This is a genomic window from Pseudomonas sp. KCJK9016 (genome assembly GCF_046231795.1).
Lineage (GTDB): Bacteria > Pseudomonadota > Gammaproteobacteria > Pseudomonadales > Pseudomonadaceae > Aquipseudomonas > Aquipseudomonas bananamidigenes.
Map to the genome: position 1 here is coordinate 144186 of NZ_JBJJMM010000006.1, position 21263 is coordinate 165448.

General features: G+C 59.8%; 24 protein-coding genes and 1 pseudogene. 13 read left to right on the plus strand and 12 right to left on the minus strand.

All coding sequences use genetic code 11. From position 1 onward, the window contains the following. Positions 1–31 precede the first annotated feature (31 nt). Positions 32–283 carry an outer membrane lipoprotei OprI gene (gene oprI, locus ACK6BI_RS07795; RefSeq protein WP_025113130.1) on the minus strand — a complete coding sequence of 84 codons (252 nt, stop codon included), beginning with the start codon at positions 281–283 and terminating at the stop codon, positions 32–34. A gap of 636 nt (positions 284–919) precedes the next feature. On the opposite strand from oprI, the gene ACK6BI_RS07800 reads away from it, so the two are divergent. Then, positions 920–1201, plus strand: a complete 282-nt coding sequence (locus ACK6BI_RS07800; RefSeq protein WP_007955658.1) for a GNAT family N-acetyltransferase — start codon at positions 920–922, stop codon at positions 1199–1201. 69 nt (positions 1202–1270) lie between these two features. On the opposite strand, the gene ACK6BI_RS07805 is transcribed toward ACK6BI_RS07800, so the two are convergent. Together ACK6BI_RS07805 and ACK6BI_RS07810 are read right to left on the minus strand one after the other, a co-directional pair. After that, on the minus strand, positions 1271–2347 hold the full coding sequence (locus tag ACK6BI_RS07805) for a 3-deoxy-7-phosphoheptulonate synthase (protein WP_108592466.1): 1077 nt from the start codon (positions 2345–2347) through the stop codon (positions 1271–1273). Positions 2348–2476: 129 nt separating this feature from the next. Beyond that, entirely contained in the window at positions 2477–2920 is a 444-nt protein-coding gene (locus ACK6BI_RS07810) for a PilZ domain-containing protein (protein WP_065257109.1), read from the minus strand. Between ACK6BI_RS07810 and ACK6BI_RS07815 the strand changes: the two genes are divergently transcribed. The 5 genes from ACK6BI_RS07815 to cysB all read left to right on the plus strand — a co-directional run bounded on the left by ACK6BI_RS07815 (position 2919) and on the right by cysB (position 6884). Continuing rightward, entirely contained in the window at positions 2919–3305 is a 387-nt protein-coding gene (locus tag ACK6BI_RS07815; RefSeq protein WP_409316596.1) for a thioredoxin family protein, read from the plus strand. The two genes, ACK6BI_RS07810 and ACK6BI_RS07815, sit on opposite strands and share 2 nt — an antisense overlap. Then, positions 3305–4258, plus strand: a complete 954-nt coding sequence (locus tag ACK6BI_RS07820; protein WP_409316597.1) for a putative 2-dehydropantoate 2-reductase — start codon at positions 3305–3307, stop codon at positions 4256–4258. Before ACK6BI_RS07815 ends, ACK6BI_RS07820 begins: the two co-directional genes overlap by 1 nt. Positions 4259–4289: 31 nt before the next feature. Further along, complete coding sequence (locus tag ACK6BI_RS07825; RefSeq protein ID WP_409316598.1) at positions 4290–5195, plus strand: 5'-nucleotidase; 906 nt, start codon at positions 4290–4292, stop codon at positions 5193–5195. Positions 5196–5293: 98 nt separating this feature from the next. Next, the gene (locus tag ACK6BI_RS07830) at positions 5294–5797 is read left to right on the plus strand and encodes a universal stress protein (protein ID WP_409316599.1); all 504 of its coding nucleotides are present in this window, start codon (positions 5294–5296) and stop codon (positions 5795–5797) included. 112 nt (positions 5798–5909) lie between these two features. Further along, positions 5910–6884 (plus strand): HTH-type transcriptional regulator CysB, encoded by a 975-nt coding sequence (cysB, locus tag ACK6BI_RS07835; protein WP_065257104.1) that lies wholly within the window; start codon positions 5910–5912, stop codon positions 6882–6884. Positions 6885–6890: 6 nt separating this feature from the next. Here cysB and ACK6BI_RS07840 read toward each other — a convergent pair whose 3' ends face one another. Then, positions 6891–7373: a transcription elongation factor GreAB gene (locus ACK6BI_RS07840; RefSeq protein ID WP_409316600.1), complete on the minus strand. Its 483-nt coding sequence runs from the start codon at positions 7371–7373 to the stop codon at positions 6891–6893. A gap of 2 nt (positions 7374–7375) precedes the next feature. After that, positions 7376–7783 (minus strand): hypothetical protein, encoded by a 408-nt coding sequence (locus ACK6BI_RS07845; RefSeq protein WP_409316601.1) that lies wholly within the window; start codon positions 7781–7783, stop codon positions 7376–7378. A gap of 123 nt (positions 7784–7906) precedes the next feature. Here ACK6BI_RS07845 and earP point away from each other — a divergent pair, with 123 nt between their 5' ends. Together earP and efp are read left to right on the plus strand one after the other, a co-directional pair. Continuing rightward, positions 7907–9049, plus strand: a complete 1143-nt coding sequence (earP, locus tag ACK6BI_RS07850) for an elongation factor P maturation arginine rhamnosyltransferase EarP (RefSeq protein ID WP_409316602.1) — start codon at positions 7907–7909, stop codon at positions 9047–9049. A 48-nt stretch (positions 9050–9097) separates the two neighbouring features. Then, entirely contained in the window at positions 9098–9667 is a 570-nt protein-coding gene (gene efp, locus ACK6BI_RS07855) for an elongation factor P (RefSeq protein WP_065257100.1), read from the plus strand. Between the two features lie 79 nt (positions 9668–9746). Here efp and ACK6BI_RS07860 read toward each other — a convergent pair whose 3' ends face one another. From ACK6BI_RS07860 to ACK6BI_RS07870, 3 genes are all read right to left on the minus strand, one after another. Beyond that, positions 9747–10166, minus strand: coding sequence for an organic hydroperoxide resistance protein (locus tag ACK6BI_RS07860; protein ID WP_085700029.1), 420 nt, complete (start codon positions 10164–10166; stop codon positions 9747–9749). A 275-nt stretch (positions 10167–10441) separates the two neighbouring features. Further along, complete coding sequence (locus ACK6BI_RS07865) at positions 10442–10906, minus strand: MarR family winged helix-turn-helix transcriptional regulator (RefSeq protein WP_409316603.1); 465 nt, start codon at positions 10904–10906, stop codon at positions 10442–10444. An 82-nt stretch (positions 10907–10988) separates the two neighbouring features. Beyond that, on the minus strand, positions 10989–11945 hold the full coding sequence (locus ACK6BI_RS07870) for a LysR family transcriptional regulator (RefSeq protein ID WP_409316604.1): 957 nt from the start codon (positions 11943–11945) through the stop codon (positions 10989–10991). A gap of 112 nt (positions 11946–12057) precedes the next feature. Between ACK6BI_RS07870 and ACK6BI_RS07875 the strand changes: the two genes are divergently transcribed. After that, positions 12058–12807: a sulfite exporter TauE/SafE family protein gene (locus tag ACK6BI_RS07875; RefSeq protein WP_409316605.1), complete on the plus strand. Its 750-nt coding sequence runs from the start codon at positions 12058–12060 to the stop codon at positions 12805–12807. Here ACK6BI_RS07875 and ACK6BI_RS07880 read toward each other — a convergent pair. After that, positions 12797–13651 (minus strand): LysR substrate-binding domain-containing protein, encoded by an 855-nt coding sequence (locus ACK6BI_RS07880; protein WP_176704397.1) that lies wholly within the window; start codon positions 13649–13651, stop codon positions 12797–12799. The genes ACK6BI_RS07875 and ACK6BI_RS07880 overlap by 11 nt on opposite strands. Before the next feature lie 97 nt (positions 13652–13748). On the opposite strand from ACK6BI_RS07880, the gene ACK6BI_RS07885 reads away from it, so the two are divergent. Beyond that, positions 13749–13964, plus strand: coding sequence for a DUF1127 domain-containing protein (locus ACK6BI_RS07885; protein WP_409316606.1), 216 nt, complete (start codon positions 13749–13751; stop codon positions 13962–13964). Between the two features lie 64 nt (positions 13965–14028). Further along, a complete protein-coding gene (locus ACK6BI_RS07890) occupies positions 14029–15249 on the plus strand; it encodes a winged helix-turn-helix domain-containing protein (RefSeq protein ID WP_409316607.1) in 1221 nt (406 codons plus the stop codon). 17 nt (positions 15250–15266) lie between these two features. Here the strand turns inward: ACK6BI_RS07890 and ACK6BI_RS07895 are convergent, their stop codons facing one another. After that, positions 15267–16613 carry a class II 3-deoxy-7-phosphoheptulonate synthase gene (locus tag ACK6BI_RS07895; protein WP_409316608.1) on the minus strand — a complete coding sequence of 449 codons (1347 nt, stop codon included), beginning with the start codon at positions 16611–16613 and terminating at the stop codon, positions 15267–15269. Positions 16614–16740: 127 nt separating this feature from the next. Here ACK6BI_RS07895 and ACK6BI_RS07900 point away from each other — a divergent pair, with 127 nt between their 5' ends. Beyond that, positions 16741–17496 (plus strand): spermidine synthase, encoded by a 756-nt coding sequence (locus ACK6BI_RS07900; protein ID WP_409316609.1) that lies wholly within the window; start codon positions 16741–16743, stop codon positions 17494–17496. Between the two features lie 3 nt (positions 17497–17499). Here the strand turns inward: ACK6BI_RS07900 and ACK6BI_RS07905 are convergent, their stop codons facing one another. Then, positions 17500–18291: a crotonase/enoyl-CoA hydratase family protein gene (locus ACK6BI_RS07905; RefSeq protein WP_409316610.1), complete on the minus strand. Its 792-nt coding sequence runs from the start codon at positions 18289–18291 to the stop codon at positions 17500–17502. Positions 18292–18678: 387 nt separating this feature from the next. Between ACK6BI_RS07905 and ACK6BI_RS07910 the strand changes: the two are divergent. Next, positions 18679–20377, plus strand: a pseudogene (locus tag ACK6BI_RS07910) (DEAD/DEAH box helicase). An 83-nt stretch (positions 20378–20460) separates the two neighbouring features. Here the strand turns inward: ACK6BI_RS07910 and ACK6BI_RS07915 are convergent. Beyond that, positions 20461–21228 (minus strand): DODA-type extradiol aromatic ring-opening family dioxygenase, encoded by a 768-nt coding sequence (locus ACK6BI_RS07915; protein WP_409316611.1) that lies wholly within the window; start codon positions 21226–21228, stop codon positions 20461–20463. Positions 21229–21263 lie beyond the last annotated feature (35 nt).

A 21263-nucleotide genomic window follows, 5' to 3' on the forward strand; every position in this document is an offset into this window, starting at 1 on the left:
GGGTCGGCTTGATAACAATCCCGAGGGATTATTACTTGCGGCTGGCTTTGTCCAGCATACGCAGAGCACGCTCGTTTGCTTCGTCAGCAGTCTGTTGTGCTTTTTGAGCAGCAGCCAGAGCTTCATCAGCTTTACGGTATGCTTCGTCTGCACGAGCTTGAGCGCGAGCAGCTGCGTCTTCAGTAGCGGTCAGACGTGCTTCGGTTTCTTTCGATGCGCTGCTGCAACCGGTAGCCAGAACTGCGGCCAGAGCCAGAGCAGAGAATTTCAGAACGTTGTTCATCGTGTTCCCCTTCAAGGACTTTCAATTAAGTGGCTGTCTCCTCCGATTGAGGAAATAGCCGGCGTACATACTACCCATTACTTGTAGTAAGTAAACTGACGTAAGGCAAGAAGCAAAAAAAATTGTAGGCGTTGATTCTTTTTCGAGCAACTTTTGGCGTAGCTGTATAAAAAATATTCAACTGTAAGGTCCGACGCGAGCGAGTTATTGAGAAAAAGTTCCCGTTGCCAGGTGCTCTTTCGCCCATCTTGGCGAGTGCCCGTCTATATGGATTCGTCTACACTTTTGTTCCGGTTTTGCGTGACAGTTCACCTATCTTTGTCCATGTTCAGGTGACTTTAAAACTGGCGGTACGTCTTAAGTCTCAACATCCGGCGATGTTCAACCTTTCGACGCGGGAGCAGCTTCTCCCGAACCGCTCGTGAATCCACCGGAACTGCCCCGTCAATCAGCCTGATGACGAGTGTGCCTTGAGCATTTTCGCCATTGGGGCCTACTATTTGATACGTGCTCGGGTTGCGCGAGATCGGTGCGGTTCTTCTCGGTGTCCATCAGGCACGGGGTGGCGTAGATGTTCCTTCGCCGGGAAAACATCGGTAAGGTAGGGGTCAGATTCGAGACCCGCGAGGAGTAGTGATGAGCGAGGCGTTGTCCATCCACCATGACCAGGCTGGTCATCAGTTCGAGACCAATGTGGACGGTCATCGTGCCTACCTGACCTATATGGATCTGGGGAAACAGACTCTGGATATCTACCGTACCTTCGTGCCCAATGCGTTGCGTGGCCGAGGCATCGCGGCAGCCCTGACCGAGCGGGCACTTCAATACGCCGATGAAATGGGCTACACGGTCATCCCCTCGTGCTCCTATGTGGAGCGCTACATGGAGCGTCATCAGCGGCGCACCGCCAAGATCTGAATGATTTCGCAACACACAAAAAAACGCCGGGCAATGCCCGGCGTTTTTTTTATGCCCGTGAAACCGTGATCAGCTGCGCTGACGTTTCGGCAGAACATCCTTGAGCTTGGCGTGCATGCTGCGCAAGGTGTTTTCGGTGGCCGCCCAGTCGATGCAGGCATCGGTGATCGAAACGCCGTATTGCAGGTCGGCGAGGTCTTTCGGGATCGCCTGGCAGCCCCAGTTCAGGTGGCTCTCGACCATCAGGCCGATGATCGACTGATTGCCTTCGAGGATCTGGTTGGCGACGTTCTCCATCACCAGCGGTTGCAGTGCCGGATCCTTGTTGGAATTGGCGTGACTGCAATCGACCATGATGTTCGGTTTGATCTTCGCCTTGTTCAGCGCCTGCTCGCACAGGGCGACGCTGACCGAGTCATAGTTCGGCTTGCCGTTGCCGCCGCGCAATACCACGTGGCCGTAGGCGTTGCCTTTGGTGGTGACGATAGACACGCCACCTTCCTGGTTGATACCGAGGAAACGGTGCGGGCTGGAAACCGACTGCAAGGCGTTGATCGCTACGGTCAGGCCGCCGTCGGTGCCGTTCTTGAAACCGACCGCCGAGGACAGGCCGGAAGCCATTTCACGATGGGTCTGGGATTCTGTGGTGCGGGCGCCGATGGCCGACCAGCTGATCAGATCCTGCAGATATTGCGGGGAGATCGGATCGAGGGCTTCGGTGGCGGTGGGCAGGCCTTTCTCGGCCAGGTCCAGCAACAACTGGCGACCGATGTGCAGACCATCCTGGATCTTGAACGAGTCGTCCAGGTACGGATCGTTGATCAGGCCTTTCCAGCCGACCGTGGTGCGCGGTTTTTCGAAATACACGCGCATGACCAGGTACAGCGTATCCGAGACTTCCGCCGCCAGTGCTTTCAGGCGGTCGGCGTATTCGTGGGCGGCCTTGATGTCGTGAATCGAGCAAGGCCCGATGACCACGAACAGGCGATGGTCGGTGCCATCGAGAATGTTGCGGATGACTTCGCGACCCTTGGTGACGGTGCGCAGGGCAGCGTCGCTCAGAGGGATATCACGCTTGAGCTGATCAGGAGTGATCAGGGTCTCGTTGGAGGCGACGTTTAGGTCGTTGATCGGTAAATCAGCCATCGTTTACTCGTCAGGTCACGGATGCCGGCCGCCAGCGATCCCCGCGCGGCGGAGCACAGCAGATTTGAGCGCGTCGGGGAGCCGAACCTTAGCGCGTCGGGCGCCTGTCGACAATGGGCAAGTAACTGTTCAGTCCAGCACAGGTTGTGCAAAAGCCTTGCGAACGGTGTCGTGGGAGAACTCGTCGGCGTGCTGTTCGACCCATTGCAGCGCCAGCGCCTGAATGTCCTGGAGATCGTCATGGGCGTCGTTGAGGCGGCAGTAGCGCTCGATCTGGCATACCTGCTCACCCATTCTCGCACTGAACAGGGACTGTTCGTCGGTGAAGGCGATGCCCACCAGATAGCCTTTCTTGCGCCGCAGGCACCAGGCCACATATCCCGGATAACAGATATCGGCATTGAGGGTCGGCATTCGCACCTGCAGCGCAGTGCCGTGGCGCCAGGCACGGTGATAATTGCAAGCGATGCCGCCGAGGCTGATAGTGTGCAGCTGTTGTCGCGAAATACACTCAGGTTTGAGCAACGTCAATTCGACGGGCACATCATCCGGATGAGGAATAAACCGTCCCATGAGCACAGACTCCCTGTGTCGGCCATCTGACATTGTTTCCCCCAGTATAGTGTTCGAATCGGAGCTGACCGATTTCGACGCCGACCAACGGCTGCTGGCGATGAACGGCGTTTCGCTGGTGATCTTCATCAGTGTCGGTTGCGCCAGTTGTCGTTATGCCCGCGAAGTCTTGCCCGGACTGGATCTGGCGATCGATCGTCTGTGCTGGATCGACGCGGGCAACAACGGCGGTCTGGTGGAGCGTTATCAGGTCTTTCATTTGCCGGCGCTGTTCGTGGTGCGCGACGGCAAGTTCTTTGGGGCAGTACACACGCGCCTGAATGCCACTGATCTGAATGCAGCGGTGGCCCAAGCGTTGGGTCGAATTGCAGAGGAGTTGCCGTGATGGGAGCAGCGAATAAACCGGTGGTGGGGATTATCGGCACCGGTGCAATCGGAGGGTTTTACGGCTTGATGCTGGCGCGGGCCGGGTTTGATGTGCACTTTTTGCTGCGCAGCGAATTTTCCGCGGTCGCAGAGCGGGGCTTACAGGTGAACAGCGCGGTACATGGCTCACTGACGCTGAACCCGGTGCAAGCGTATTCGTCGGCTGAGGACATGCCACCCTGTGACTGGTTGCTGGTCGGCGCCAAGACCACCAGTAATGCGGGGCTTGCGCCATCGATCATTCAGGCGGCGAAATCCGGTGCCAGGGTGCTGGTGCTGCAAAATGGTCTGGATGTCGAAGACAGTTTGCGGGCGTTGTTGCCCGAGTCCCTGCATTTGCTGGGCGGGTTGTGCCTGATTTGCGTTCATCGCGACGGCCCGGGGCAGATCACTCATCAGGCGCTCGGTGCAGTCAACGTCGGTTATCACAGCGGTCCCGCAGCCGATGAATCGGCGCGCATGGCAATCGTCGAAGAGGGCGTCGGCCTGTTCCGCACCGCCGGTATCGACTCCCAGGCCATGCCGAACCTGCATCAGGCGCGCTGGCAGAAACTGGTCTGGAACATTCCTTACAACGGTCTTTCGGTGCTGCTCGGGGCGAGCACGACACCGCTGATGGCCGACGCCGACAGCCGCGCATTGATCCAGGCGCTGATGGCCGAAGTGGTGCAGGGCGCCAAGGCCTGCGGGCATGACATGCCGCCCGGTTACGCCGAATACCTGTTCATGATGACCGAGAAGATGCCCGACTATTGGCCGAGCATGTATCACGATTTTCTGCACAAGCGACCGCTGGAGCTGGACGCCATCTACGCTCGACCTTTAACGGCGGCAAAAGCGGCAGGCTGTGAACTGCCACGTATCGAGGCGCTGTATCGCACGTTGGGATTCATCGACCGGCGTAACACCTGAGTCGATTCGTTGAGGGAATTGGGGGAAAGACATGGCCAAGAACATCGATGACAAACTGGTGCTGGCGATTTCGTCCCGTGCCCTGTTCGACCTGAGCGAGAGCCACAAGGTGTACCTGTCGAGTGGCGTTGAGGCCTATCGGCAATATCAGATCGAACACGAAGATGAAGTCCTTGCGCCGGGCGATGCCTTTCCGCTGGTGGAGAAACTCCTGAAACTCAACGCTCACCTCGGCCGTGCCAGGGTCGAGGTGATTCTGGTGTCGCGCAACAGTGCCGACACCGGTCTGCGGGTGTTCAACTCGATCGATCATTACGGCCTGGCGATTTCCCGAGCGGCATTTGTCGGCGGGCGCAGTCCCTATCCGTATCTCAAGGCGTTCGGCTGCGACCTGTTTCTTTCCACCCATGCCGAAGACGTGCGATCGGCGCTGGACAACGGATTCGCAGCGGCGACTATTCTTTCCGGTGGCGCCAGCCGTGCCGCCAGCGATGAATTACGCATCGCGTTCGACGGCGACGCGGTGCTGTTTTCCGACGAGTCGGAGCGGGTTTATCAGTCCGGAGGCCTGGAAGCCTTTCAGGCCAAAGAGCGTGAGTCCGCTCGCGAGCCGTTGCGCGGCGGACCGTTCAAAGGCTTCCTGGCGGCGCTCAATCTGTTGCAGCGTGAGTTCCCTGACGACGCATGTCCGATCCGTACCGCCCTGGTCACGGCGCGTTCGGCACCGGCCCATGAGCGGGTGATCCGCACCTTGCGCGAGTGGGACATCCGGCTGGACGAATCGCTGTTCCTGGGCGGTCTGACCAAATCTGCCTTCCTCGAAGCTTTTGCTGCCGATGTGTTCTTCGACGATCAGACCGGTCATTGCGAACTGGCTCGCGAAGTGGTCGCAACCGGCCATGTCCCCCATGGCATCAGCAACGAACCGGCGGTCTGAAGCCCTCCTGCTTCAAGACGTTGCGCTGACCGTCGTACTCGCCAAGGCACTGCTAAGCTGAATCAAGTCTCCGCCATGTTGGCTTGCAAGGAGGTCATATGATTCATTCGATGCTGTATGCCACTGACCTCGGTCTGTACGCACCATTAGTGATGCAGCATGCCCTGGCGATGGCTCGAACGTTTGATGCCGACTTGCATGTGGTGCACGCGGTGGAGCCCTTGGGGCTGTTCGCCGAATCGGTATTGCAGAGTTATCTCGACGAGCAGTCGTTGAGCGAATTTCAACGTCAGGGGCTGCAGACTGTAATTGCCAATATCGAGCAGCGGGTACTCGACAGCTTTCGCGAAGAACTGGGGGACGAGGGCGAGCAGGATCTGCAAAGGATTCGTTCAGTGCGGGTGCTGCAGGGCGATCCGTCGCAGGTGATTCTCGACCAGGTCCAGAAACTCTCCGTCGATTTGCTGATCGTAGGAAGTCACAGCCACGGGGTCGGGGCGGAAACACCATTGGGGCGCACGGCGACCCGCCTGCTGCAATTGTCCAAGGTGCCGGTTTACATGGTGCCGCTGGTGGAGCGTCGGCGTCGGGGGGATCGCTGAAGCAGGAATAATGGCCTTTTGATAAAAAGTTCTAGATTTATTCTCCAAACCATTAATATAGTTATATACCGTCGCTGATGCCCGTGGCGTCTACCTGCTTTGAGGGATACATATGAAGCTTCAACAATTGCGCTACATCTGGGAAGTGGCGCACCACGACCTCAACGTTTCCGCTACAGCCCAAAGCCTTTACACCTCGCAACCGGGCATCAGTAAACAGATCCGCCTGCTGGAAGACGAACTGGGCGTCGAAGTGTTCGCCCGCAGCGGTAAGCACCTGACCCGCGTCACCCCGGCTGGCGAGCGCATTATCACTACCGCGGGCGAGATTCTGCGCAAGGTTGAAAGCATCAAGCAGATTGCCCAGGAGTTCTCCAACGAGAAAAAGGGGACCCTGTCGATCGCCACCACCCACACCCAGGCGCGTTACGCACTGCCGCCGGTCATCAGCAATTTCATCAAGCAATACCCGGATGTGGCGCTGCATATGCACCAGGGTTCGCCGATGCAGATCGCCGAAATGGCCGCTGATGGCACCGTGGATTTCGCCATCGCCACCGAAGCGCTGGAGCTGTTCGGCGATCTGGTGATGATGCCGTGCTACCGCTGGAACCGTTGCGTGGTGGTGCCTCAGGGCCACCCGCTCACCCGATTGCCGAAGCTGACCCTCGAAGCGCTGGCCGAATACCCGATCGTGACTTACGTGTTCGGTTTCACCGGCCGTTCGAAACTCGACGAAGCCTTCAGCCATCGCGGCCTGACACCGAAAGTGGTGTTCACCGCTGCCGACGCCGACGTGATCAAGACCTATGTGCGCCTGGGGCTGGGTGTGGGCATCGTGGCCAAAATGGCCGTCGATACCAAACTCGACAACGACCTGGTGGTGCTCGATGCCAGCGAACTGTTCGAATCCAGCGTGACCAAGATCGGTTTCCGTCGCGGTACCTTCCTGCGCGGCTTCATGTGCGACTTCATCGAGAAATTCGCACCGCACCTGACCCGTGAAGTGATGGCCAAGGCCATTCAGTGCCACAACAAGCAGGAACTGGAAGAGCTGTTCGAAGGCGTCGAACTGCCCGTCCACTGAGTTCCTCTACAGCACCTCGGTGACAGCGAATTGTTGCCGGGTGCCGGCCACCAGAATTTCAACCTCATCGCCCTCGAGCTTGCCCAGCAGGCTTTTGCCCAGCGGCGAGCGCGGAGTGATGACGGTGATCGGCTGACCCACCACGTCGACTTTCAGGCCCGCCGCGTCAGGCGCCAGAAACAGCCATTGTTCGCGGCCCTTTTCGTCTTCTAGGCCGAGCAAGGCGCCGAGCTCGATACCGCGTCGTTCGTCATACGCTCGCAGTGTCAGGTTCTGGCACAGCGCCAGTGACTGGCGGATTTCCTCGACCCGCTTTGCTTGTCCGGCTGCCAGATAAGACGCCTCGAGTCCGAGGGTGTCGTACTTGTTCTCCGCAATGTTCTCTTCGTGAGTCGCGGTTTCGTAAGCTGTCAACGCAGCGCGTTCGGCGATCTCGAGATCACCGCGCAGCTTGTCGATAATCAGTTGGTGGACCGTGTGCTTGTTCATGATCAATCGCAGAATTGCAGGACGTTGGCGCGGCTCTTTTCGCTCGGTGCGGTCTGATCCTGCTGGAGCCAGAACTGGCATTTAGGGTTCGACTGGTTGCGCGTGCTGCTGCGAGCCTGATCCAGGCGATTCTGCTGTTCGTTCTTGCGCAGGTTTTCCTCGTACTGCTCGAACAGGCGGTTTTGCGGCTCGGGCTCTGGCTGCGGCTGGGCGGCTACCGCAGGCTTGCTCAGTTGTTGCACTGCATCCGCCACTGGTTGCAATTGACGGCTGAACAACATCGAAGCGAGCCAGCAAGTCAGCGCGATGGCCAGGAAACCCAGCCACAGGCCCAAGGCAATGCTGCCGGTCAATTGCAGCGCGCTAAGCTGAACAGGCAAGGGGCGACGCGGGTTAGGGCGGTAGGGCATGGCTGCCTCCTGGCGGATGATTGCGGGCGAATGCGATTGTCGCACGAAGATTAATCGCCGTCGGCTCTTCTGTACCCGGACATTTATGCGGACAATCATCGCTTTTGCCAACGGGAGTCTTGAATGCCGCAACCGAAAACCCGCTGGGACATCTTTTGCACCGTGGTCGACAACTACGGCGACATCGGGGTGACCTGGCGCCTGGCCCGGCAACTGGTGGCCGAGCATGCGCTGGCGGTGCGGCTGTGGGTCGATGATCTGCGTGCGTTCGAACGTATTTGCCCGGAACTCGACATCAGTCTCGATGCGCAATGGCAGCAGGGTGTCGAGGTCCGGCACTGGCCGACAGAGTGGCCGGAAACGGATGCCGCCGACGTGGTGATCGCTGCGTTTGCCTGTCAGTTGCCGACTCGATACATGGATACCATGGCTGAACGCGAACAGTGTCCGTTGTGGTTGAACCTCGACTATCTCAGCGCCGAAGACTGGGTTGTCGGATGTCACCGTTTACCCTCGGTGAAATACAAATCGGTGCAGCGCTATTTCTTTTTTCCCGGGTTCCAACCGGATACCGGCGGATTGCTGCGCGAGCACAATCTGATCGAGCAGCGTCAGGCATTTCAACGTGATCACGCGTCGCAGAGGCAATTCCTGCAAGGGCTGGGAATTACGCCTGCATCCGACGCGCTATTGATTTCGCTGTTCGCCTACGAGAACCCGGGCCTGGCCAGTTGGCTGGATGTGCTGGCTGCCGATGTGTCACCCACTCATCTGTTGGTGCCGGAAGGGCGGATTGTCGGTGATGTCGCCCGCTGGCTGGAGGTGGAGTCGCTGAAAGCGGGGGACCTGCAGATTCGTGGGGCGCTCACCGTACAGGTCGTTCCGTTCATCCATCAGGATCAATACGATCGCCTGTTGTGGTGCTGCGATTTCAACGCGGTACGTGGCGAGGACTCTTTCGTTCGGGCGCAATGGGCGGGGCGACCGATGCTGTGGCACATCTACCAGCAGGATGAAGACATCCACATGGACAAGCTCGATGCCTTCCTGGCCCTGTATACGCAAGCTCTTTCACCCGCAGCGGCCGATGCGACGAGCGGTTTCTGGCGTGCATGGTGCAGTGGCCAGCCGGTCGGGCAGCACTGGCTCGCGGTTCGTGAGCACTGGTCGCAGTTGCAATCACACGCCGAAGCATGGTCTCTGGAACAAGCCTTGCAAGCCGATCTTGCGACGGCGCTGGTACATTTTTACCGAAATTGGCTATGATACGCGGCCTAGATTTTTGTACATCCCATCCAAATTCGGATATTCGCAATGAAAACTGGTAAAGAACTCAAACCTGGTACCGTGCTGCGTATCGACAACGATCCTTGGCTGGTTCAGAAAACTGAATTCACCAAGTCGGGTCGCAACAGCGCGATCATGAAGACCAAGCTGAAGAACCTGCTGACCGGTTACAAGACTGAAACCGTTTACTTTGCAGACGACAAACTGGACGACGTGATCCTCGACCGCAAGGAAGTGACCCTGTCCTTCATCAGCGGTGACGCCTACACGTTCATGGACACCACTGACTACACCATGTACGAACTGAACGCCGAGGACATCGAAGCCGTTCTGCCGTACATCGAAGAAGGCATGCAGGACGTTTGCGCCCTGACCATGTACGAAGAGAAAGTGGTATCGGTAGAACTGCCGACTACCATCAGCCGTCAGGTTGTCTACACCGAAAACGCTGCTCGCGGCGATACCTCCGGTAAAGTCATGAAGCCTGCCAAGCTGGCGAACGGTACTGAAGTCCAGGTTGCCGACTTCATCGAAATCGACGAGTGGATCGATATCGACACCCGCGACGGTTCTTTCAAGAGCCGCAGCAAGAAGTAATTCTTCTGCCGAGTCGCATAAAAAAACCCGACCTGTGTGTCGGGTTTTTTTATGCCTGCAATTTTTGCTTTCGGGCCACTTACACGGTTACGTGCAGGCGTACATCGACGTTGCCGCGAGTGGCGTTGGAGTACGGGCAGACCTGGTGCGCAGCGTCGACCAGGCTTTGCGCGTCAGCCTGTTCCAGGCCCGGCAGGCTGATGTGCAGGTCGATGTCCAGACCGAAACCGCCAGGAATCTGGCCGATGCCGACGTGAGCGGTGATCGACGAGTCGTCCGGGATTTTGCGTTTGGTCTGGCTGGCGACGAATTTCAGCGCGCCGATGAAGCAGGCCGAGTAACCGGCGGCGAACAGTTGCTCAGGGTTGGTGGCCGCGCCGCCGGCACCGCCGAGTTCTTTAGGGGTGGCCAGTTTGACGTCGAGGATGTTGTCGCTGGAGATCGCACGACCGTCACGGCCGCCGGTGGAAGTTGCGATTGCGGTGTAGAGAGTTTGCATGGTGTGAGCCTCATCAAGTGTGATTTGTTGCGCTAATTGTTTGCGCGCTAACTAGGTGCGAGATAAATGTACTTCGCTAATATTTAGTGCGCAAGATATTTTTTTAAGAAGCATGGAAACAAGACGTGGATCAGCTCGGGATTAAATCTCAACCTTTTGATATAAAAGGTTTTTTTGATAGAAGAACGAGAGAAAAAAATTTCGGGGGAGGGGTAAGGCAGAGAAAAATGCGATTCCCTGCAGTTGCGAGGCTGCTCCTGCAGGGAAGGGGATGCTTAAATCAGGCTGTCCTGCAGATGACCACGCAAGGCCTGCAACTCGGCTTGCAGGTTTTGCAGGCGTTCCAGCGTGAAGCCACTGGCGCCCAGGATGCATGGCGGAACGGTTCGAGCCTTGTCTTTCAGCGCGCGTCCCTGTGCAGTCAGCTCGACGATCACCACCCGTTCATCCTCGCGACTGCGGGTCCGGCTCAGTAAGCCTTCACCTTCCAGACGCTTGAGCAGGGGTGTCAGGGAACCAGGATCCGTCAGCAGGCGCGTGCTGATTTCGCCGACGGTCAGGCCATCCTTTTCCCACAGCACCATCATCGCCAGATATTGCGGATATGTCAGTCCAAGCGCTTGCAGCAGTGGCTTGTAGACCTTGGTCATCATGAGCGAAGTGGAATGCAGGGCAAAGCAGGCCTGATTATCGAGCAGCAGTTCTTCGCAGATATCGGTGGTGTTGCGATCGGTGGTCATGTGGGTGCCTTGAACGGTAATGCAGTTGAATCTAGCGCTCGAATCTTTAATGCGCCAGATAATTGTGGCGATGACGGCTCGATCACTGTCGGCCCAGCTCCCGTTGCAGCGCCAGATCCCATGGCGGCACGGGACTGAAGCGGGTCTTGAGGTACTCCAGCAGCAGGCGGCTGCGGGAACTGGCCTGCTGTTCCAGGCGCAGCGCATAGATGCCGCTGCTCTCCGGTTTCGGCAGGCCGTTTTCGCAGAACAGCGGCAGCAACTCGCCACGCAACAGGTATTCACTGGCCAGCCAGGTCGGCAAGTGTGCGATACCAAGTCCCGCGAGCGCACCGCAGACCAGCGCCTCGGCGTTATTGGCACTCATGCGGATACGCGCCGGTCGGTGCAACTGCATCTGTCCTTCCCGTTCGAAACGCCAAGCGAAGGGCGGAGCGAGGCCGTCCCAATCGAGGCCGTCATGTTCGCCCAATTGAGCGGGGTCGCCCGGTACGCCACGACGCTTGAGATAGCCTGGACTGGCACAGGCGATGCGCACCATGCTCGCCAACGGGGTGGCGACCAGTCGGGTGTCGGCCATTTGCCCGGCACGCAGTACCAGATCGACCTTGCCCAGGTTCGAGCCGCCCATGTCGACGAAGCTGTCGATCAGATGCAACTGCACATCGAGTCCCGGATACAGCACCAGAAAATCGGCAATCACCGGTGCAAGATGCCGTCGCCCGAACGCTGCCGGAGCATCTACTCGAATCAGACCTTCCGGCGCACTGCTCAGCGACACCGCTTCAGCGCGGGCCAGTTGCAGCTCGGCAACGATTCGCCGCGCCCGTTCGGCAAATGCCAGACCGGCCGGCGTCGCTCGCACTGCATGGGTGCTGCGGATAAACAACTGGCTGCCGACAGCGCTTTCCAGACTATCGATGCGCCTGGCGACAGCGGAAGGCGTCAGCGGGTGTCGGCGTGAAGCGGCAGAAAAGCTGCCGCTCTCAAGCACGTCGAGAAACAACCCGAGCTGCTCGGTCAATTGATTGGGGTTCATGAATCAATCCAGTGCTTATGCGGATTTGGCACAGCCATTGTGCGTTGCTGTGCGTTTCCGTGCCAGCGCCGACTGCGTAGGATGAATCGCCTGACGTATGAGGAGTCCGGCTGTGATCGAATTTTTGCTTTACCTGTTGTTCGGCGCTGCCCTTGGCACCCTGGGCGGGATATTCGGCATTGGCGGTGGTTTGATCGCCATTCCGTTACTGGGCGTGTGGTTCGGTCTCGATCAACAGATTGCCCAAGGCACGGCGCTGGTGATGGTGGTGCCTAACGTGATGCTGGCGCTGTGGCGTTATCACCAGCGAAACCGCATCGAACTCCGACATGCGTTGCCGCTGGCGGTGATGGGATTCTGCTTTGCGTGGATCGGCTCGATCTGGGCCGTGGGCATCGACGCGCAAACCATGCGCATCGGTTTCGTCGCATTCCTCGTGGCGTTGTCCGCCTACAACCTGGTGCGCATGTTCGGCACGCGACCTTCAGCGAGTTCCGAAATGCGTTACTCATGGCCTTGGCTGGGTGTACTGGGCGCGGCGTCGGGGACCATGGGCGGCCTGTTCGGTGTCGGTGGGGCGGTGGTGGCGACGCCAGTGCTGACCAGTCTGTTCGGCACCACTCAGGTGGTTGCTCAGGGACTGTCGCTGGCGCTGGCATTGCCGAGTACCGGCGTGACGCTGGTCACGTATGCGGTGCATCACGAAGTGGACTGGATGATCGGCCTGCCGCTGGCCATCGGCGGTCTGGCCAGCATCAGTTGGGGCGTGAAGGTGGCCCACGCGATGCCGGAAAAACTCCTGCGTGGGCTGTTCTGCGGGTTCCTGGTGCTCTGCGCGGTGATGCTCGCCCTTAAAGTTTGAAGCCTTCGACGATGTGCTCGGCCAGGCACTCGGTGATCGGCGACGGATTGTTCAGGTTGCGGATCAGCATGATGCTGGCCTCGGGCAGCAGCGGCAGATCCTCGGCCGCGCCGAGAATGCGCATGTCCGGAGTGATCAGGCTTTCCAGTTGCGCGGTGATCGCCAGGCCCGCGCTCACCACTGCCATCAACGCCGACAGGCTGGTGCTGTTGTAGGCGATGCGGTATTCGCGGCCCATGGCGTCCAGCGCATTGCAGGCCCACAGACGACAGAAGCAATCGCTGTTGAACATCGCCAGCGGCAACGGCGTCTGCTCGTGGGCGCTGAAGTTCTGCGCCTCGGCCCACACGAAACGCTCCTTGCGCAGCAACTGGCCGATTTCGTTGCCCGGCTCGCGGGTGACGATCGACAGATCCAGGTCGGTGCGTTGCAGCAATTGGCGGGTGGATTCGCAGTGCACTTCGATCTGGATCAGCGGATAGAACTGGGCGAAGCGCGAGAGGATTCCCGGCAGAAACCGCATCACGTAATCGTCCGGCGTGCCGATGCGCACGGTGCCGACCATATGCGGCTCGCGCAGGGTGTTGAACACTTCGCTGTGCAGTTTCAGGATGCGCCGCGCATAACCGAGCAACACCTGGCCTTCGGCAGTGAGGCGTATCTGACGTCCGTCGCGCTCGAACAACTGGCGCTGCAGCACGTCCTCTTCCAGGCGCTTCATCTGCATGCTCACTGCCGACTGCGTGCGATTGACCATTTCACCGGCGCGGGTGAACCCGCCCTGATCGGCAATGGCGACGAAGGTACGCAGGACATCGGTATCGATACTGGGGTAGGCCGACAATTGATGAATCTCCGTGATGCATGCCATCAGAAACATTCGTTGGATTGATCGTAGCGCCGGCGCGAGACTTGAGCCATCCCAAAAAGGAGGCAACACGATGAAAGGTCAAAGAGAGTATGCAGGTGAAGAAAAATTTTCCGGCCATATCGTTTCCGATCTGTTGCACAAGTTCAGCCGCTGGTACGAACTGCATCGCGAACGTGAGCTGCTTGCCAGTCTGAGCGACGAAGTGTTGAAGGACATCGGGGTCAGCCGCGCCGATGTCGAACACGAAGCGGTGCGGCCGTTCTGGGACGATCCGATGCATAAATGATGGGGCGAACGCTACACAAATCCCTTTCAGGTGAGGTAGGTTGCGAGCAGACATGGAGGTACACATGCCCGCGACATTGTCCTTTTCCCTTAAACAGGCTCGACGTCTGGCACTGGCTGCCCAAGGGTTCAACGGGCGCCAGCCGCCGGTCGTCAAGACGACACACCTCAATCGGCTGATCGAACGCCTCGGCCTGTTGCAGATCGATTCCGTCAACGCTGTGGTGCGCTCGCACTACCTCCCGCTGTTTTCCCGTCTCGGTTCCTATTCTTCTGACTTGCTTGACCATGCTGCCTGGAGCTCGGGTCGGCGCCGCTCTTTGTTCGAATACTGGGGGCATGAGGCGTCTCTGCTGCCACTGTCGATGTATCCGTTGATGGGCTGGCGGATGCAGCGGGCCAGGCGCGGTGAAGACATCTATCAGCAACTGGCGCGATTCGGCCGCGAGCAACAGGACACCATTCGCCGGGTGCTGGCGTCGGTCGAGGAGCAGGGCGCTCTGGGCGCCGGCAGCTTGTCGACCCGCAAGGAAAAAGCCGGACCGTGGTGGGATTGGAGTGCAGAAAAGCATGCACTGGAATGGCTGTTTGCTGCCGGCGAAGTCACCGTGGCCGGGCGCCGTGGTTTCGAGCGGTTGTACGATTTGCCGGAGCGGGTGATTCCGGCTTCCGTGTTGCAGCAACCGTTGCCCGATGAGGCCGAGGCGCAGCGCGGTTTATTGCTGCATGCGGCCGAGGCGCTGGGCGTGGCGACGGAAAAAGACCTGCGCGATTACTTCCGTCTGAACCCTTCCGATGCCCGTCCGCGTGTAGCTGAACTGGTCGAGGCCGGACAGTTGCTGACCTGTGAAGTCGCTGGCTGGCGCCAGATCGCCTACTGCCTGCCCGAACCGAAAATACCGCGGAAAGTTGAAGCCAGTGCGCTGTTGTCGCCGTTCGACTCACTGATCTGGGAGCGCAACCGCACCGAGCGGCTGTTCGATTTCCGTTACCGACTGGAGATCTATACGCCGCAGGACAAACGCGTTTACGGCTATTACGTGCTGCCGTTCCTGCACAGCGAACGGATAGCGGCGCGGGTCGACCTGCGCGCCGAGCGGGCGGCGGGGCGGTTGGCGGTGCACGCGGTACACGAGGAAGAGTCTGGGCTGGATGACGCGGGGATGCTGGCGTTGGCTGCTAATTTGCGGCGGATGGCGGATTGGCTGGGGCTTGAACAGGTGCAACTCAATTGTCAGCGCGAAAGCGCAGGGCGGTTGCGGACGGCGCTGGCTCAAGTTGATTGAGCCAGCGCCATCGCGACTCAGCGTCGTACCTGCTTCAGCGTCTCGGCAATCAAGAACGCCAGTTCCAGTGACTGATCGGCGTTCATCCGCGGGTCGCAGTGGGTGTGATAGCGATCCGAAAGACCATCCTCGGTGATCGGCCGTGCGCCACCGATGCATTCGGTGACGTTCTGCCCGGTCATCTCGATGTGAATGCCGCCGGCGTAGCTGCCTTCCGCTTCGTGAACCTGGAAGAACTGCTTCACCTCGCCGAGGATCTGCGCGAAGTCGCGGGTCTTGTAACCGCTGCTGGCCTTGATGGTGTTGCCGTGCATCGGGTCGGAACTCCACAGCACCTGCTTGCCTTCACGCTGCACCGCGCGGATCAGCGCCGGCAGGTGATCGCCGACCTTGTTCGCGCCCATGCGCGCGATCAGGTTGAGGCGGCCCGGATCGTTGTCCGGATTGAGTACGTCGATCAGGCGGATCAGGTCGTCGGGGTTCATGCTCGGGCCGACTTTCACCCCGATCGGGTTGTTCACCCCTCGCAGGAATTCGACGTGGGCGCCGTCCAGCTGGCGGGTGCGGTCGCCGATCCACAACATGTGCGCCGAGCAATCGTAATAATCGTTGGTCAGGCTGTCGCGGCGCACGAAGGCTTCTTCGTAGTTCAGCAGCAGCGCTTCGTGGGCGGTGAAGAAACTGGTCTCGCGCAATTGCGGCGAGCTGTCCATGCCGCAGGCGCGCATGAAGGCCAGTGTTTCATCGATGCGGTCGGCAAGGTGGCTGTATTTCTCCGCCAGTGCCGAGTTGGCGATGAAATCCAGGTTCCACTTGTGCACCTGATGCAGATCGGCAAAACCGCCCTGGGCGAAGGCACGCAGCAGGTTGAGGGTCGCGGTGGACTGATGATAGGACTGCAGCAGGCGCTCTGGATCCGGCACGCGGCTGGCCGAGTCGAAACCGATGCCGTTGACGATATCGCCCCGGTAGGCCGGCAGGGTCACCCCGTCGATGGTCTCGTCGTTGGCCGAGCGCGGCTTGGCGAACTGGCCGGCCATGCGCCCGACTTTCACCACCGGGCAACCGGCGGCGAAGGTCATGACGATTGCCATTTGCAGCAACACTTTAAAGGTGTCGCGAATCTTCGCGGCGGAGAACTCGGCGAAGCTTTCCGCGCAGTCGCCGCCCTGCAGCAGGAAAGCCCGACCCTGGGTGACTTCGGCAAACTGACGGCGCAGCTCGCGCGCTTCGCCGGCAAACACCAGCGGCGGATAGCTGGCCAGTGTCTGTTCGACCTGGTGCAGGTGCGCGGCGTCGGGATATTGGGGTTGTTGCTGGATCGGCAAGGCACGCCAGCTGTCAGGACTCCAGGGTTGGCTCATCACGGTCTCTAAGGTTCTTCGCACGGACGGCCATGTTAGCAGCAATTAGTGCGTGACCTGTTCCCGCCGCATCGCGGACAATCGCGGCTTTGCCACAGTGCGGTTGCGGTAATGATCTGGAGACGAAATGACTGAGGAGCGCGTCGAGCGGTTGCTCGCCGAGGTACAGGATGAGTTCGGCGTGATTCGCGTGCTGGAAGTGGCCGATTACCGCTTTCTGGAGTTCGGTGATGCTATCGAGCAAAGCTGTGTATTCACCGCCGATCCGAGCTGGCTGGAGTACGACTATACCCGGGCGATGCTGATCGGCGCGTTGTGCCATGAGCAACCGGAGAGCGCGCTGTTTCTCGGGCTTGGCGCCGGCACGCTGACCCAGGCCTGTCTCAGGTTTCTGCCGCTGGAAGATGTCGAGGCCATCGAGTTGCGTCCGGATGTGCCGCGCCTGGCGATCGAATACCTCGGACTGGATGACGATCCGCGGTTGTATATCCGTGTCGGTGATGCAATCGAACTGCTGCCGACGGCCGAACCGGCGGATCTGATCTTCGTCGACCTGTACACCGATGTCGGTCCGGGCGCCGCGCATCTTGCGTGGAATTTCCTCGGTGACTGTCAGAAACGTCTGAATCCCGGTGGCTGGCTGGTGATCAACCAGTGGGCTACCGATGACGGGAAGCCTTTGGGGGCAGCACTGTTGCGAGGGCTCTATCACCGACACTATTGGGAGCTGCCGGTGAAAGAGGGCAATGTGATTCTGATCGTGCCGGCAGACCTCGATCAGTCGCTGGACCTGCAGGCGCTCACCACCCGGGCTGAAGCGCTCGCACCGAAACTGGGTTACTCGTTGCAGTCGTTGATCAACTGCATTCGTCCGGCGACCTGATCTTCACAGGCCTTTGAAAACCCCCGGTCTGCGCTCCACCAGCGAGCGCACACCTTCCTTGGCATCCTCGGTTGCCAGCAGCTTCCTGACCAGTGGCGGCAAGCTTCGCGCCGCCGCAGTCTCGCCTTCATATCGCGCCTGACGCGCCGACATCAGCGTCGCCTGTACGCCCAGTGGCGCCTGTCGGGCTATCCGTTCGGCCAGTTCGATGGCGCGCGGCAGCAAGTCCTCGCTGGCCATGACTTCCTGCACCAGGCCCAGCCGCAGCGCATCATGGGCGTCGAACTCGTCGCCTGTCAGCAGCCAGCGCATGGCGTTGCCCCAGCCGGCCACCTGATGAAAACGCAACGTGGCTCCGCCGAACGGGAAGATTCCGCGCTGTACTTCCATCTGGGCGAATCGGGTATTGCTGGCGCACAGGTTGATGTCGGCTGCGAGCATCAGCTCGATGCCGATGGTCAGGCAATAACCCTGCGCGGCGACGATCACCGGTTTGCTGACCCGCGGTCCGACGAACACGCCCCAGGGATCGCAACCGCCGGTCGGCACTTGCCAGCCTTGGGCGAGGGCGGAACTGGCGTTGACCAGGTCGAGCCCGGCGGTGAAATGCTCGCCATGGCCGAACACCACCGCCACTCGCGCATCGCTGTCGGCTTCGAATTCGCCGTAGGCCAGGGCCAGATCGTTGAGCAGGTCGAGGTCGAAGGCATTGCGTTTGGCTGCTCGGTCCAGGCCGATCAAATGCACGTGACCATGGCGCTCGCGGCTGACGCGGCCGGGACAGGGCTGATTCATGAGTGTTTCCTCGGACGGGAAGAATGGGTGCAGCGACCACATGCCGCACATCGGTGAATCGTTTAAGCGTCATCACCCGCAAGTCCGGGCCTTTGAAAAATAGACCTTCGCACGATTATCCGCAAAACCCCGTTACACAGCGGTGACAACTGTTCTGCGCGGATAAAAAAAGCTCCCTTTTTGGGCAAATTCCGGTATAGTGCGCGCCGGCCTTTAACCGGGCCGCGTTTAGGTAGCGCAATTCCCCGAAGTCAGCTTCGGCTGCACGTCCGCACTGCGGGCTCTTCCTTGACGATTCTTTTCCATCCATTCGTTTTCGCAAATCCCCGCCGACAAAGCTGCCAGGGCGACTCTTGAGTCTCAACACGGCATGTGCAGCTTTGGAGCATGGGTCTTTGCGGATGCACTTAGAGGCAGACCCATGACCCAGGAAATCGGCGGCTTCGCCGCTCTTGAACTTCATCCCAATATTGTCGCTGCAGTAGTCGCTACCGGCTATGAAGAGCCTTCGGCCATTCAGCAGCAGTCGATCCCGATCATCCTCGCCGGTCACGATATGATTGGCCAGGCGCAAACCGGTACCGGTAAAACCGCTGCCTTTGCCCTGCCTATCCTGCACCGCATCGATCCGTCCAAGCGCGAGCCGCAAGCTCTGATCCTGGCCCCAACTCGTGAGTTGGCGCTGCAAGTTGCAACCGCTTTCGAAACCTACGCCAAGCAAATGCCGGGCGTGACTGTTGTGGCTGTCTACGGCGGCGCGCCGATGGGCCCACAACTGAAAGCAATCCGTAATGGCGCACAGATCGTTGTCGCCACTCCGGGCCGTCTGTGCGACCACCTGCGTCGCGACGAAAAAGTCCTCGCCACCGTGAACCACCTGGTTCTCGATGAAGCGGACGAAATGCTCAAACTGGGCTTCATGGACGACCTCGAAGTCATCTTCAAGGCCATGCCGGAAACCCGTCAGACCGTACTGTTCTCGGCTACCTTGCCGCAGTCGATCCGTGCGATCGCCGAGCGTCACCTCAAGGATCCGAAACACGTCAAGATCCAGAGCAAGACCCAGACCGTCACCGCGATCGAACAGGCTCACCTGTTGGTTCACGCCGACCAGAAGACTTCTGCCGTTCTCAGCTTGCTGGAAGTGGAAGATTTCGACGCTCTGATCATGTTCGTGCGCACCAAGCAAGCGACCCTGGATCTGGCCAGCGCCCTCGACGCCAAAGGCTACAAGGCCGCTGCGTTGAACGGCGACATCGCCCAGAACCAGCGTGAGCGCGTGATCGACTCGCTCAAGGATGGCCGTCTGGACATCGTTGTGGCGACCGACGTTGCCGCCCGTGGTCTGGACGTACCGCGCATCACTCACGTATTCAACGTGGACATGCCGTACGATCCGGAATCCTACGTGCACCGTATCGGCCGTACCGGCCGTGCCGGTCGCGAAGGTCGCGCGCTGTTGCTGGTGACGCCGCGTGAACGCCGCATGCTGCAGGTGATCGAGCGTGTCACCGGTCAGAAAGTGGCCGAAGTGCGTCTGCCGGACGCCCAGGCCGTTCTCGATGCCCGCATCAAGAAGCTGACCAACAGCCTGTCGCCGCTGGTGGCGGACGCCGAATCGACTCACGGTGATCTGCTCGATCGCCTGACCGCCGATATCGGTTGCACCCCGCGTGCCCTGGCTGCCGCTCTGCTGCGCAAGGCCACCAATGGTCAGGCGCTGAACCTGGCAGCGATCGAGAAGGAGCGTCCACTGGTGCCTGCACCGCGTGGCGACCGTCCTGATCGTGGCGAGCGTCCGGATCGCGGTGACCGCGAGCGCCGTGCGCCGATGCCGCTGGGTGAGGGCCGTGCCCGTTGCCGTACCGCGCTGGGCGCGCGTGACGGTATCGCGGCGAAAAACCTGCTGGGTGCCATCCTCAACGAAGGTGGTCTGGCACGTGAAGCCATCGGTCGCATCCAGGTGCGTGACAGCTTCAGCCTCGTCGAGCTGCCGGAAGAGGGCCTGGATAAACTCCTGGCCAAGCTGAAGGACACTCGCGTTGCCGGCAAGCAATTGAAGCTGCGTCGCTACCGCGAAGATTGATCCGCCCTTGGGCTGATTGATCGATAAAAAATCCCCGACTGGTTCGGGGATTTTTTATGCCTGCGATTTCAGGTGCGAGTGCATCAGCCGAACCGGTAAATGTCCATGCCCAGCGCACCCATGGTGAATCCCTGGTGCGCAATGCTGAACTCACCGCCGGCGCCGCGAGCGAAGTACAACGGTAACAGGTGCTCATCGCTCGGATGGCTGCGGACGGCGTTCGGCGCTTGCTGACGGTAATCATGCAAGGCGGTTTCGTCGTTGGCTGCGAGCTTGTCGACCATCCAGTCGCGGAAGTCCCGGGCCCATGGTTCGACGCTTTCCGGACCGGCGTGCCAGTCCAGTTCACGCAGGTTATGGGTAATGCTGCCGGATCCGATCAGGAGAAGGCCTTGTTCGCGCAGGCCGGCCAACGCCTGGCCCACGCGGGTCTGCAACGTCGGGCCGCCACGGCTGGGCAGGGAAACCTGCACCACCGGGATATCGGCCTGCGGGTACATCAGCGACAGCGGTACCCACACGCCATGGTCAAAGGGTCGTTGCGGGTCGAGGCGTGCCGGCAGGGTGTTGGCGGTCAGCAGGTCAGCGACCTCTTGGGCCAGTTGCGGATTGCCCGGGGCGGGATACTGCACTTCAAACAGTGCGCGGGGGAAACCGCCGAAATCATGCCAGGTTTCCGGTTGCGGATGACTGCTGACCAACAGTTCCTGGCTTTCCCAGTGCGCGGAAACAATGACGATGGCTTTCGGGCGTGGTATTTCGGCGGCCAGGCGCGCCAGGGCCGGACCACTGGCGCCGGGCTCCAGAGCCAGCATGGGCGAGCCGTGAGAGATGAACAGGCTGGGAAACATGAACGGATTCCTGAGCGTTAAGATGGCTCATCTTC

What these genes read in the sequence shown, in the direction of transcription:
- ACK6BI_RS07865 (WP_409316603.1), bottom strand. Translation starts at nt 10,906, where the DNA reads ATGACCACCGATCGCAACACCACCGATATCTGCGAAGAACTGCTGCTC.
- ACK6BI_RS07840 (WP_409316600.1), bottom strand. Translation starts at nt 7,373, where the DNA reads ATGAACAAGCACACGGTCCACCAACTGATTATCGACAAGCTGCGCGGT.
- ACK6BI_RS07815 (WP_409316596.1), top strand. Translation starts at nt 2,919, where the DNA reads ATGAGCACAGACTCCCTGTGTCGGCCATCTGACATTGTTTCCCCCAGT.
- ACK6BI_RS07905 (WP_409316610.1), bottom strand. Translation starts at nt 18,291, where the DNA reads ATGAATCAGCCCTGTCCCGGCCGCGTCAGCCGCGAGCGCCATGGTCAC.
- ACK6BI_RS07860 (WP_085700029.1), bottom strand. Translation starts at nt 10,166, where the DNA reads ATGCAAACTCTCTACACCGCAATCGCAACTTCCACCGGCGGCCGTGAC.
- oprI (WP_025113130.1), bottom strand. Translation starts at nt 283, where the DNA reads ATGAACAACGTTCTGAAATTCTCTGCTCTGGCTCTGGCCGCAGTTCTG.
- ACK6BI_RS07870 (WP_409316604.1), bottom strand. Translation starts at nt 11,945, where the DNA reads ATGAACCCCAATCAATTGACCGAGCAGCTCGGGTTGTTTCTCGACGTG.
- ACK6BI_RS07845 (WP_409316601.1), bottom strand. Translation starts at nt 7,783, where the DNA reads ATGCCCTACCGCCCTAACCCGCGTCGCCCCTTGCCTGTTCAGCTTAGC.
- ACK6BI_RS07800 (WP_007955658.1), top strand. Translation starts at nt 920, where the DNA reads ATGAGCGAGGCGTTGTCCATCCACCATGACCAGGCTGGTCATCAGTTC.
- ACK6BI_RS07915 (WP_409316611.1), bottom strand. Translation starts at nt 21,228, where the DNA reads ATGTTTCCCAGCCTGTTCATCTCTCACGGCTCGCCCATGCTGGCTCTG.
- ACK6BI_RS07830 (WP_409316599.1), top strand. Translation starts at nt 5,294, where the DNA reads ATGATTCATTCGATGCTGTATGCCACTGACCTCGGTCTGTACGCACCA.
- ACK6BI_RS07890 (WP_409316607.1), top strand. Translation starts at nt 14,029, where the DNA reads ATGCCCGCGACATTGTCCTTTTCCCTTAAACAGGCTCGACGTCTGGCA.
- earP (WP_409316602.1), top strand. Translation starts at nt 7,907, where the DNA reads ATGCCGCAACCGAAAACCCGCTGGGACATCTTTTGCACCGTGGTCGAC.
- cysB (WP_065257104.1), top strand. Translation starts at nt 5,910, where the DNA reads ATGAAGCTTCAACAATTGCGCTACATCTGGGAAGTGGCGCACCACGAC.
- ACK6BI_RS07805 (WP_108592466.1), bottom strand. Translation starts at nt 2,347, where the DNA reads ATGGCTGATTTACCGATCAACGACCTAAACGTCGCCTCCAACGAGACC.
- ACK6BI_RS07895 (WP_409316608.1), bottom strand. Translation starts at nt 16,613, where the DNA reads ATGAGCCAACCCTGGAGTCCTGACAGCTGGCGTGCCTTGCCGATCCAG.
- ACK6BI_RS07900 (WP_409316609.1), top strand. Translation starts at nt 16,741, where the DNA reads ATGACTGAGGAGCGCGTCGAGCGGTTGCTCGCCGAGGTACAGGATGAG.
- ACK6BI_RS07820 (WP_409316597.1), top strand. Translation starts at nt 3,305, where the DNA reads ATGGGAGCAGCGAATAAACCGGTGGTGGGGATTATCGGCACCGGTGCA.
- efp (WP_065257100.1), top strand. Translation starts at nt 9,098, where the DNA reads ATGAAAACTGGTAAAGAACTCAAACCTGGTACCGTGCTGCGTATCGAC.
- ACK6BI_RS07825 (WP_409316598.1), top strand. Translation starts at nt 4,290, where the DNA reads ATGGCCAAGAACATCGATGACAAACTGGTGCTGGCGATTTCGTCCCGT.
- ACK6BI_RS07810 (WP_065257109.1), bottom strand. Translation starts at nt 2,920, where the DNA reads ATGGGACGGTTTATTCCTCATCCGGATGATGTGCCCGTCGAATTGACG.
- ACK6BI_RS07885 (WP_409316606.1), top strand. Translation starts at nt 13,749, where the DNA reads ATGAAAGGTCAAAGAGAGTATGCAGGTGAAGAAAAATTTTCCGGCCAT.